Source organism: Bradyrhizobium sp. 23 (assembly GCF_023073295.1).
Lineage (GTDB): Bacteria > Pseudomonadota > Alphaproteobacteria > Rhizobiales > Xanthobacteraceae > Bradyrhizobium > Bradyrhizobium canariense_D.
The window spans coordinates 93,582-104,166 of the sequence record NZ_JADPJF010000158.1; the positions used below are offsets into that span (position 1 = coordinate 93,582).

Genomic DNA, 10,585 nt, shown 5'->3' on the forward strand with positions numbered 1-10,585 from the left:
TGACGGCCCCACCGATCGCCAGATGCCAGAGATTGGCCTTGAGATCGTGCCGCGCCAGCCAGTGCCGAACCGGCACCATCGCGATCAGGAATACGCCGATGGCAAGATCGACGGCGTGCGAGGGCAGCGCCAGCAGTGTCCGCGCGCCGAGCACGGCGGCTGGAATGCCTGTGACCGAATAAGCCGCGCAGGCGCGCCAGTCGACCTCGCGCCACCACGCCAGGATTCGTGAGAAGTTGGCCATGACGGCGGCCACCGCCATGATCGGCACCGCCTCCTTTGGCCCATAGGCATAGACCAGCACCGGCATCAGCATGATCGACGAGCCCGTGCCGACGATGCCGGAAATGGTGCCTGCGACGAGGCCGACGATGAGGACGAAGAGGAAAGCCAAAACCGTCTCCACGAATCGGGAGAGTTTAGCCGCGGCCCGCGGCGCGGGCGATCCGCGAGGCGAGAGAACCTTATCTTGCCGAGAGCCCGGCGTTAACCATCGCCGACGGTTCCAGTCTGAGCGAAATCGCTTCGAAGTTTCTTAAATCTTACTGGGTACCTCTCTTGGGCATAGTGACCTGGGGGAAGAAGAGTATGGGTAAGCGAGCCAAACGCGGAAAGGCGCAGACGTTCGCAATCCCGATGGCAGCGCGAGTTGCAGTTGGCGCCGTCGCCGTCGCAGCGTTGGGGTACGGCTTGCTGTCCCGACCGGCGAACGTGCAACCGGCACGAAAGCCGTCCGCGCACGAAGCCCAAGCGTCATCAACTCCGGTTTACGTCTCAACGCCTGTTCATGCATCAGCTCCGACGCCGGCTTCGGCTCCGCTTACGGCCCCGGCGCCTCTGGTCGAACCGCCCAAAGCGGCTGACGTTCCCGGAGCATTCGTGCGGCAGGTGGTTGACTACGCCAGCCGCCAGACGCCGGGCACCGTGATCATCGATACCAAGAACACATTCCTCTATCTCGTTCTGAACGACGCGCAGGCACTGCGCTATGGCATCGGTGTTGGCCGCGAAGGTTTCACATGGTCCGGTGAGCAGACTGTGGCTCGTAAGGCAGAATGGCCGGATTGGCATCCGCCTGCGGAGATGGTCTCGCGTCAGCCTTATCTGCCGCGGTTCATGGCCGGAGGTCCTGGCAACCCGCTCGGCGCTCGGGCGATGTATCTGGGCGAGACCGAATATCGAATTCACGGCACCAACAAGCCCGATACGATCGGGAAGCGGGTCTCGTCCGGCTGTATCCGACTGACCAATGAGGACGTCGTTGACCTCTATGATCGCGTGAAAGTCGGCGCGAAAGTGATCGTGCTTCCGACGACCGTTGCCCGCCGAGCACCCCAAGGAGCGCCAGCCGACGCCGCGTTCCGGTTACCGGACCCGGCATCACCGCCGAACCGGCCCTCGGCAACTCACGCGCAGATGCCGTCATCTGGAGCGAAGATCGCCGAGGCGCAGTAATTCGTCCTCCGTCCTCATCCTGCAACGGAGGACAAGGAGGCAATTCAAGTCGCCTACGAGGTCATCCGGTCGGAAGCTTGTGACAGGCACAAACAATTTATGGCTTGTAGGGCGGAGGACAGACCACCACCTCGCCCGAAGAACTTCTCCGGCACGGCTCAGTCACCCCGATTGCGGTATGAGTATAAGCGTAGCTCAGAGCTGCGCCGGTTAGAGCAGCACCAAGGATTGCAATTTGCCATCGCAATTTCATGCCGTCGACGTCCCCGAAGAGGGGCGTCGACGGGCTGCCCCTTCATATCGAAGCCCGAGCTGTCTCCCGTAGGCCCTTCGCATCGCATGACGCGCTGCTGCGATGAAGTCCACGCTCCACCGTGTCGACGACCGCTTCTGAAAACATCCCGCCAGTGTTTGCCCGACGCGTCAAATCAGTGTTTCGGAGCATGCGTAACCCATTGATTTGCCAGCCATCGGCTACTGTGCATGGGGTTGTTTTTCATGTTTTTGTTGAGTTGGCGCGGCAAGTCGGTGCTCGCAGCACATGGGGCAAGTCCGGCTGCGCGCTGCTGACAGCATGTTGGCAGCAGGGTCCGGCTACGACCATCTCCTGACAAAACAAAGAGTGGGTCATGCGGGTCGAGGGAAGCTGTCATTGCGGTGAGACGGTGTTCGAGGTGACGGAGGCGCCCGCGAGCGTCACCCGTTGCACCTGTTCGCTCTGCGCCAAGCGCGGCGCGTTGTGGGCCTATTACACGCCGGCGCAGTTTCGGCTGCTGTCGCCCGCGGAGAACCTCGCGACCTATCTCTGGGGCAGCCGAACGGTCAAACACCATTTCTGCGCAAGCTGCGGCTGCGGTACCTATTCGGAGTCGCCGGACTGGTCGACCGGCAAGCCCGATTTCGACAATCCGAGGGTCGCCGTCAACGCGCGCCTGTTCGACGAGTTCGATCTCGAGACCGTGCCGGTGACCATGATCGATGGCAAGAATTCATGGTGAGCATGCGCTCTCGCGCATGTCTGCTGCTCGTCCGTGCTCTTGAGGCCCTCTTGAAAAGCTGATCTGTTTCCGGCCCGACAGAAAAAGGGGAGGAAGCCGATGATGCGTCTTTTCGCGCGAGTGATGCTCGCGATGTGTCTGGCCGTTGTAGCCGGCTTCAATGCGCAGGCGCAGACCAGGCCCAAGGTCACGACATCAGGACCGGATTTCCCCAAGGCCGCGCTGTTCGTCGGCAACAGCTTCTTCTATTACAACAACGGCATGCCCGGGCATCTCTCCTTCATGGAGCGGGCTGCGGACCCTGAAAACAAGACGGCCTATCGCAACACCATGGCGACGATCGGCGGTTCCGGCCTCGATTGGCATGACATGGACAACCTGCTGCGGCCGGGTGGCCTCGGCGCCTATTCGTTCGACGAGCAGAACAACGTCGTCTTCAACAAGCCGGGCAGGCAGTACGACGCCGTCGTGATGATGGATTGCAGCCAGTGCCCCATCCATCCGCAATTGAAGGACGCGTTCACGACCTTCGTAAAGAAGGACAGCGAGATCGTCCGCGCCAACGGCATGCGGCCGGTCTTGTTCATGTCCTGGGCTTACGCCGACAAGCCTGAGATGACGGAAGCGTTGGCCGAGGCCTACACAATCGCAGGCAATGCCAATGATGCGCTGGTGATCCCCGCAGGTTTTGCCTTCGCGCGCGTGCGCAAGCTGCAGCCCGAGCTCAATCTGTATGCGCCGGACAAGCGGCACCCGAGCCCCGCAGGCACATATCTGGCGACCTGCGTGACGTTCGCCGCGCTGACCGGCCGCTCGCCGGTCGGCAATTCCTACACGATGGGACTGGACGGCCCGACGGTGGAGCTGCTGCAGAAAGCAGCGTGGGACACGGTGCAGGAGTATTACGGGCGTTGACCTAGCGCAGCACGACCCACGCCGGTGCGTGGTCGCTCGCGCCTTCTTCGCCGCGAACCTTCTTGTCCACGCCGGCTTTTGCCAGGCGTGAGACGAGGGTAGGGCTGAGCAGGACATGGTCGAGCCGCAGGCCCGCATCTCGCGGCCAGCGGTTTCGCTTGTAATCCCAGAAGGTGTAGATGCGCTGCTCGGGGTGCAGTTCGCGGATCGCGTCACACCAGCCTTGTGCCAGCAGCGAGGCAAAGGCCGCACGGCTCTTCGGTTGGATCAAGGCATCCTTGTCCCACGAGCGCGTCGGATAGATGTCGAGCTCATCAGGTGCAACGTTGTAGTCGCCGGCGAGCACCACGGGCAGCTCCTGCTTGAGCAAGGTTCTGGCATGGCGCTTGAGCCGCGCGAACCAGTCGAGCTTGTAGTCGAATTTCGGTCCCGGCTGCGGATTGCCGTTCGGCAGGTAGATGCTGGTGACGATGACACCGCGTACCGCGGCCTCGATGTAGCGGGCTTCGTGATCGGCAGGTTTTCCCGGCAAGCGATCGCGGGTGAGAATGGGCTCGGCATTGCGGGCCAGGATGGCGACGCCGTTCCAGGTCTTCTGTCCACACCACACTGCGCCGTAACCGGCCTTTTCGATCGCGGTCGCCGGAAATTCGCCATCACTTGCCTTCAACTCCTGAAGTGCGACGACATCTGGCTTCGCCGTTCGCATCCATGCCAACAGATTGGGCAGGCGGCGATTGATGTTGTTGATGTTGAATGTCGCGATCTTCATGTAGAGCTACCGGCTCCTGCCTTCCGTTACCGGAGAAACAATGTCCAAGTTGAGCTTTGCCGTCATCGCCGTCGCCGTTGCGTTCTCCGGGGTTGCCTCGGCACAATCATCCGATCCGCGCGGCGCGTGCAAGGCCGACTACGACAAATTCTGCGCCGGCATTGCGCCGGGCGGCGGCATCGTTGCCTGCCTCAACGGCAAGCGCGACAAGCTCAGCGCAACCTGCAAGACGGCGCTGGACAGCAGGAAAAAGAAGTAGGCGGCAAGTCGCTCAGCCCGGCAGCGGCGGCGCGCTTGCGGGCTGTTCGATCGATGGCGGAGCGGGCGTCTGCTGCTCGACCGCCTGCGCGGAAGCCGGCCTGGCCAGCGGCTCCGCCACATTTCCGCCCTTGTAGATGCGGGCGTAGCGGCGGCCGAGGCTGGTCAGCACCTCGTAGCCGATCGTTCCGAAATGATGCGCGAGCTCGTCGACGGTGATGCCCTCGCCGAGCAGCGTCACCATGTGGCCGCGCCGCGCCGCATTCGGCGGCAGATCGGTGATATCGATCGCGATCAGGTCCATCGAAACGCGGCCGGCGACCGGACAGCGCTTGCCGGCGACGATGACCTCGGCGCCGCGGGTGCCGTCATTGGAGCTTGCGGCGCGGAAATAGCCGTCGGCATAACCGACCGCGATGATCGCGAGTTTCGTCGGTCGCCGTGCCGTCCAGGTGCCGCCATAGCCGACGCTCTCGCCGCGCTCGACATTGCGGATCTGCACGATGCGGGCCTTGAGATCGACCACCGGCTGCATCGGATTGTCAGCCTCCGGCGTCGGGTTGACGCCGTAAAGCGCGGCGCCCGGCCGCACCATGTCGAACTGGAAGGGCGCGCCGAGGAAGACGCCGGACGAATTGGCGAGCGCCGCCGGCACGCCGGAGAATTCGCTGGCGATGCCGCGGAAGGCCGCGAGTTGCTTGGCATTCACCGGGTTGTTGAGCTGCTCGGCCGAAACCAGATGGCTCATCACCAGCGTAATGCCGTGATCGCCGGCGTTGATGCGGGGGATAATGGCCTGCGCTTCCGCGAGCGTCAGGCCGAGTCGATTCATGCCGGTGTCGATGTGGATGGCGGCGCCACCGGTCCAGCCGGTGCGGCGGCAGAACACGTCCCATTCGGCGAGCTCGTTGAGATCGCCGATCACGGGGCGGCAGTTGATCTGGGTGTAGTGCTCGCCGGTGTTCTGGAAATAGCCGCCGAGCACGTAGATCGCAGGCTCCGGCACCGCCGCGCGCACCTTGCGCGCTTCCTCGATGGTGGCGACGAAGAAGGTCTTGCAGCCGGCCTTGTTCAAGGCACCCGCGACCTGCTCGGCGCCGCAGCCATAGGCGTCTGCCTTGATCACCGCCGAGCATTCGGCCGGCACCGCCGTCTTCTCGAGCTTACGCCAATTGGCGATGATGGCATCGAGATCGACGGTGAGCACGCCGCCGAAGGTCGCGAGCGCGGCAGCCTGATTGGCCTCCGCGGAGAGAAGGCCGGATTGCGGGATCATTTTCGGGTCGGACGCCGTTGTCATGGCGCCGTTTTACGCAAGAGGCCGGTCAGGTTCAACCCAGGGAACTCAATAGTCGCCGCCGCCGCGGTCCGGCACCTGGCTGTCCGGCGCAAGGTCGCCGAACCGGGTGACCGACGCTTCGAAGGCCAGATCGACGGTGCCGGTGGGGCCGTGGCGCTGCTTGCCGATGATGACTTCGGCCTTGCCGTGCGCAAGATCCATGTCCAGGCGCCATTTTTCGTGCTCGGGTGTGCCCGGGCGCGGCTCCTTGTTTCCGAGGTAATATTCCTCGCGATAGACGAACAGCACGACGTCGGCGTCCTGCTCGATCGAGCCGGATTCGCGCAAATCCGATAGCTGTGGCCGCTTGTCGTCGCGTGATTCGACCTGGCGCGAGAGCTGCGAAAGCGCAATCACGGGCACGCTGAGTTCCTTGGCGAGCGCCTTCAGACTGGTCGTGATCTCGGTGATTTCCTGCACGCGGTTTTCGCTGCGCTTGCCCGAACCCGACAAGAGCTGGATGTAGTCGATGACGATGAGGTCGAGGCCCTTCTGCCGCTTCAGCCGGCGGGCGCGCGCCATGAGCTGCGCAATCGAGAGACCGCCGGTCTCGTCGACATAGAAGGGCAGCGACTGCAGCTCGATCGAGACCTCGCGGATCTTCTCGAAATCGGCCTCCGAGATGCCGCCGCGGCGGATCGACGAGGAGGGAATGCCGGTGCGCTCGGCCACGATACGCGTGGCGAGCTGGTCGGCCGACATTTCGCAGGAGAAGAAGCCGATGACGCCGCCATGGGCGGCCTTCATGGTGCCGTCGGCCTGGAGTTCTGGAACGTAGGCCCGGGCGACGTTGTAGGCGATGTTGGTCGCCAGCGACGTCTTGCCCATGCCGGGGCGGCCGGCGACGATGATGAGGTCGGAGTGCTGCAACCCGCCCATTTTGGTGTCGAGGTCGCGCAGGCCCGTGGAGATGCCCGACAGCTTTCCGTCGCGCTGGAACGCTTTCGCGGCCAGATCGACCGCAAGCGTCAGCGCCTGCGAAAATTTCTGGAAGCCTCCGTCATAGCGGCCGGATTCGGCGAGTTCGTAGAGGCGGCGCTCGGCGTCCTCGATCTGCGCCCGCGGCGCGAAGTCGACCGGGGCGTCATAGGCGACATTGACCATGTCCTCGCCGATGCCGATCAGGTCGCGTCGCAATGCCAGATCGTAGATGGTGCGCCCATAATCCTGCGCATTGATGATGGTGGTTGCTTCGGCGGCGAGGCGCGCCAGATATTGCCCGATGGTCATGCCGCCGATGTCGGTGTCGGCGGGCAGGAAGGTCTTCAGGGTGACGGGCGTCGCGATCTTGCCCATCCGGATCAGGCTGCTGGCGGTCTCGAAGATGGTCTGGTGCAGCGGCTCGAAATAATGCTTCGGCTCCAGAAAATCGGAGACGCGGTAAAACGCGTCGTTGTTGACCAGGATCGCGCCCAGAAGGCTCTGTTCCGCCTCGATGTTATGCGGCGCGCTCCGATAGGCGGGGGTTCCGGCTTCGGGCGCGAGTTTGAGAACGTTCGAATCAGTCAGGGCCATGGTCGAGCGATAGCAATTTTCTGGGGCGGATGCGGGGCCGGGATAAAGCGCCGCCTCAGCCCAAAGCGGAAGCAAAAGCTCGCCGCTATCAACCGATCATTAAAATGGTGGATGATTGACCGCCGCAGCACGCGCCGCGCTTGACGGATTTTCGTGGAACCAGGTCGCGGCCTGGAAGCGGCCGCTACCGCGCCACGGAAAACGCCGGATGAAGTGAACCTGATGGGGTGCCGGGCAGACACATCGAGACGCGCGCGAATGACCCACGGCCAGGCGCTTTTGGCTCGGTTCAGACCAGCAGGAGGTAGACCAGTGCAACCAGGGCCGCCCCGACGCCGGTAGCGATCAGGGCGTAATCGGTGCGGAGGTCGTCCTGCACGTCGAATGAGGCTTTGGTCTTGTTGCTCATGGCGACGGTCTAACCCAGGGCCGACGAGACTTATGTGAAGCAGATCACATCTCCCCGGGTTCTTTCGGGGGTACAGCCGGAACAGGTTAGCGGGCGGGGGGTTGTCTCCTGATCTGCCACCAGGGAACGAGGCAAGCGATGCGGCCAGAACGGCAGCCCCGGAATTGGCGAAGCGAAGCAGGCAGCCGACTTTGGCTGTCGGGGCTGATCGCGGCCATGGAGCACGCTGAGCGGCCGGAAGTGCGTCGGGAACCGGTCGCCCCTGAAATCCTGAAAGCGCTGCGGATGCAATTGGCCTTAACGGCCTCTTCCCCGTCTACTCCGGTTTCGACCCTGCGCCACTAGGACTCATTCACCAGCCAGCTTCAGCCTCGGCGTGGCGCCGGCTTCGACGGCCCGCAGTCGGGCTTCTTCACGCGCGATGTAGTTGCGCGTCATCGGCACGACGCCCTGACGGCGGGTGAGTTGAATCTGGAAGTTCATCATATGCTGCTTGCGGAACGTCATCTCGCTGGCTGCTAGGTAAAATTCCCACATCAGCGCGAAGCGCTCGTCATACAGCTGCACGGCTTCTTCGCGTCGCGCCATGAAGCGCTCGCGCCATGCCTTCAGGGTTTCGGCGTAATGAAGGCGCAAAATCTCGATGTCGCAGACCAGCAAGCCCGCCCGCTCGATCGCCGGCAGCACCTCCGAGAGGGCGGGGATGTAGCCGCCGGGAAAGATGTATTTGGCGATCCAGGGATTGGTGGAGTCCGGGCCCTGCGAACGGCCGATCGAGTGCAGCAACATGACGCCGTCCTTATCCAGCAGCTCGGCGCAGCGCCGGAAGTAGGTGTCGTAGAAGCGGGCGCCGACATGCTCCAGCATGCCGACTGAGACGATGCGGTCGAACGGACCGGCGATGTCGCGATAGTCCTGAAGCAGGAATTTGGCCGATCTGGTCAGGCCCTTTTCGGCTGCGCGCGCATTGGCGATCTGCAACTGCTCGGTCGACAACGTTATGCCGGTGACGTCAGCACCTGCGATCTCGGCGAGATAGAGCCCAAGTCCGCCCCAGCCCGAACCGATGTCGAGGACGCGCTGGCCGCTCTTGACGAGCAGCTTTGCGGCGACGTGCCGTTTCTTGGCAAGCTGTGCATCGTCGAGCGTGCTCTCCGGCGTCTCGAAATAGGCGCAGCTATATTGCTTGTCGGCGTCGAGGAAGAGCGAATAGAGCCTCGCATCGAGATCGTAATGATGTGCGACGTTGCGGCGGGATCGCGGGCGCGGATTGAACTGCTTCAGGTGCCGCACCAGATAGCGCAGGTGCCACCAGGGTTTTGCCCAGTGCGGCAACAGGTCGGGTTGACCGAGCAGGATCGCGAGAGCATCAGCTATGGTGCCATGCTCGACAATGAACTCGCCGTCCATATAGGCCTCGCCAAGCCCGAGCTCGGGATTGACGAGGATCTTCCGCTCTGCGTCCCCGGTGACGAAGCGGACTGCGACCGGTTCGCCCGAGCCGTCGCCGACGGTGAACTTCGAGCCCTTCGCCGTGGTCACCGTCATCGACCCGCGGCGGATGAATTGAGACAGGAATTGACGCAACAATCGGTCCATCCGCACCCATCCTCTCGAGCGAACCCGAAGAGATGCGACTAACCCGGCCTTTCACACCCTACGCCCGGGCATCTCAGCGGTTCCTATGCGCTTGCATCTAGATCTAGGGAGGTGTCCCGGGCCCGCTATTGCGCTGTGCTCAAAGCGGATATTCCAAAACCGCTTAATCACATCCTTGCGCGCGGTGCCTGCTTCCATTCGCGGCTCAATCGGATAAAAGGTGACCCGCCGCGGCGCCGCCTGCCGGCTGCACCTCTCGGAATTCAATGGAGATGATGGGAATGTCGAGCCGAGCGCTCAGCCTCGCGACGATCTTGCTTCTGATCGGCTTCGGCGCGACCGATACCGTTCTCGCGCAGGCGACGAACCTCGAGGCCGGCAAGGCCCCATCCCAGCTTTTCGCGCAGACCTGTAATGCATGTCACAAGAGCCCGCGCGGCCTTTTGAAAACAGTGGCGCCGGGCTCCTTGCCGGGCTTCCTGCGCCAGCATTACACGACCAGCCCCGACATGGCCGGCGTGCTTGCCTCCTACCTCGTCTCCAACGGGGCCACCGACACCCGCTACCAGGCGAAGGACGGCCATAAGGACGGCAAGGACAAGAAGGACGGCGCCAAGGATAAGGACAAGGAAGCCAATACCAATCCCGCGCAGTCTCCTGAACATCAGGGCCGCCGGCAACGTTCCCAGGAGTCCGCCAAGCCGGAAGGCGAGGGTGCCGCTCCCGCGGCCGAGGGCGCGCGTCAGAAGCGCGCCGCGCGGCCGGCCGAAGAAGGAACGAAGGAAGGTGCGAAGCCCGAGGGCCAGGCTGTCCCCGAAGGGCGCAAGGCCAAGCGTCTCGGCAAGCGCGGCAAGCCGGGAAGTGATGAGGCGCCGAAGGTCGATGCCGCGGCGCCGACGGCAGACGACAAGAAGAGCGAGCCGAAGGTCGAGTCCAAGCCTGAGACAAAGCCCGAGACTGCGAAGGTGGATTCCGGCGAAGCTAAATCCGAAGGCAGCAAACCCGAAGGCAGCAAGCCGTCCGACAAGCCCGCCGAGGCCAAGCCGGAAAGCGCCAAGGTGGAGCCGCGCGGCAGCGAAGCTCCGGCGTTGCGGCCCGATCCGGTGCCGCAGGTGACGCCGGCCGCACCGTCCGCCGCGAAGCCCCCCGAGCCAGCTGCGCCAAAGGCGGCGGAAGAGGCTGCTCCCAAGCCCGCCGCGAGCGCCGAACCGCCAGCGAAGTCGCAGGAACCGGCGCCGCCCGCGACCGCTGCGACTCCACCGGCGCCAGCCGAATCGTCCGGTCCGCCGACGCCGCCGATTTCGCGATAGGCGACCACATTTTTA

General features: G+C 63.6%; 10 protein-coding genes. 5 read left to right on the forward strand and 5 right to left on the reverse strand.

Features of this window, described 5'->3' with window-relative positions; genetic code table 11:
- Window positions 1–394 (reverse strand): sulfite exporter TauE/SafE family protein (locus tag IVB32_RS41540; RefSeq protein ID WP_247413173.1); only part of this gene is annotated, 394 nt, incomplete at its 3' end.
- A gap of 194 nt (window positions 395–588) precedes the next feature.
- On the opposite strand from IVB32_RS41540, the gene IVB32_RS41545 reads away from it, so the two are divergent.
- The 3 genes from IVB32_RS41545 (at window position 589) to IVB32_RS41555 (ending at window position 3,368) form a co-directional block, all read left to right on the forward strand.
- A complete protein-coding gene (locus tag IVB32_RS41545) occupies window positions 589–1,455 on the forward strand; it encodes a L,D-transpeptidase (protein WP_026233741.1) in 867 nt (288 codons plus the stop codon).
- 629 nt (window positions 1,456–2,084) lie between these two features.
- Window positions 2,085–2,453, forward strand: coding sequence for a GFA family protein (locus IVB32_RS41550; protein WP_247368425.1), 369 nt, complete (start codon window positions 2,085–2,087; stop codon window positions 2,451–2,453).
- A 99-nt stretch (window positions 2,454–2,552) separates the two neighbouring features.
- Window positions 2,553–3,368, forward strand: a complete 816-nt coding sequence (locus IVB32_RS41555; RefSeq protein ID WP_018459130.1) for a hypothetical protein — start codon at window positions 2,553–2,555, stop codon at window positions 3,366–3,368.
- Between the two features lies 1 nt (window position 3,369).
- Here the strand turns inward: IVB32_RS41555 and IVB32_RS41560 are convergent, their stop codons facing one another.
- Window positions 3,370–4,140 (reverse strand): exodeoxyribonuclease III, encoded by a 771-nt coding sequence (locus tag IVB32_RS41560; RefSeq protein ID WP_247368422.1) that lies wholly within the window; start codon window positions 4,138–4,140, stop codon window positions 3,370–3,372.
- Between the two features lie 40 nt (window positions 4,141–4,180).
- On the opposite strand from IVB32_RS41560, the gene IVB32_RS41565 reads away from it, so the two are divergent.
- A complete protein-coding gene (locus IVB32_RS41565) occupies window positions 4,181–4,399 on the forward strand; it encodes a cysteine rich repeat-containing protein (RefSeq protein WP_247368419.1) in 219 nt (72 codons plus the stop codon).
- Between the two features lie 12 nt (window positions 4,400–4,411).
- Here IVB32_RS41565 and alr read toward each other — a convergent pair whose 3' ends face one another.
- From alr to IVB32_RS41580, 3 genes are all read right to left on the reverse strand, one after another.
- A complete protein-coding gene (alr, locus tag IVB32_RS41570) occupies window positions 4,412–5,698 on the reverse strand; it encodes an alanine racemase (RefSeq protein ID WP_247413174.1) in 1,287 nt (428 codons plus the stop codon).
- 45 nt (window positions 5,699–5,743) lie between these two features.
- Window positions 5,744–7,252, reverse strand: coding sequence for a replicative DNA helicase (locus IVB32_RS41575; protein WP_018459126.1), 1,509 nt, complete (start codon window positions 7,250–7,252; stop codon window positions 5,744–5,746).
- A gap of 757 nt (window positions 7,253–8,009) precedes the next feature.
- On the reverse strand, window positions 8,010–9,260 hold the full coding sequence (locus tag IVB32_RS41580) for a cyclopropane-fatty-acyl-phospholipid synthase family protein (protein WP_247368414.1): 1,251 nt from the start codon (window positions 9,258–9,260) through the stop codon (window positions 8,010–8,012).
- A 281-nt stretch (window positions 9,261–9,541) separates the two neighbouring features.
- Here IVB32_RS41580 and IVB32_RS41585 point away from each other — a divergent pair, with 281 nt between their 5' ends.
- A complete protein-coding gene (locus tag IVB32_RS41585) occupies window positions 9,542–10,570 on the forward strand; it encodes a hypothetical protein (protein ID WP_247368411.1) in 1,029 nt (342 codons plus the stop codon).
- The last annotated feature ends 15 nt before the right edge of the window (window positions 10,571–10,585 follow it).

What these genes read in the sequence shown, in the direction of transcription:
- IVB32_RS41545 (WP_026233741.1), top strand. Translation starts at nt 589, where the DNA reads ATGGGTAAGCGAGCCAAACGCGGAAAGGCGCAGACGTTCGCAATCCCG.
- IVB32_RS41550 (WP_247368425.1), top strand. Translation starts at nt 2,085, where the DNA reads ATGCGGGTCGAGGGAAGCTGTCATTGCGGTGAGACGGTGTTCGAGGTG.
- IVB32_RS41555 (WP_018459130.1), top strand. Translation starts at nt 2,553, where the DNA reads ATGATGCGTCTTTTCGCGCGAGTGATGCTCGCGATGTGTCTGGCCGTT.
- IVB32_RS41560 (WP_247368422.1), bottom strand. Translation starts at nt 4,140, where the DNA reads ATGAAGATCGCGACATTCAACATCAACAACATCAATCGCCGCCTGCCC.
- IVB32_RS41565 (WP_247368419.1), top strand. Translation starts at nt 4,181, where the DNA reads ATGTCCAAGTTGAGCTTTGCCGTCATCGCCGTCGCCGTTGCGTTCTCC.
- alr (WP_247413174.1), bottom strand. Translation starts at nt 5,698, where the DNA reads ATGACAACGGCGTCCGACCCGAAAATGATCCCGCAATCCGGCCTTCTC.
- IVB32_RS41575 (WP_018459126.1), bottom strand. Translation starts at nt 7,252, where the DNA reads ATGGCCCTGACTGATTCGAACGTTCTCAAACTCGCGCCCGAAGCCGGA.
- IVB32_RS41580 (WP_247368414.1), bottom strand. Translation starts at nt 9,260, where the DNA reads ATGGACCGATTGTTGCGTCAATTCCTGTCTCAATTCATCCGCCGCGGG.
- IVB32_RS41585 (WP_247368411.1), top strand. Translation starts at nt 9,542, where the DNA reads ATGTCGAGCCGAGCGCTCAGCCTCGCGACGATCTTGCTTCTGATCGGC.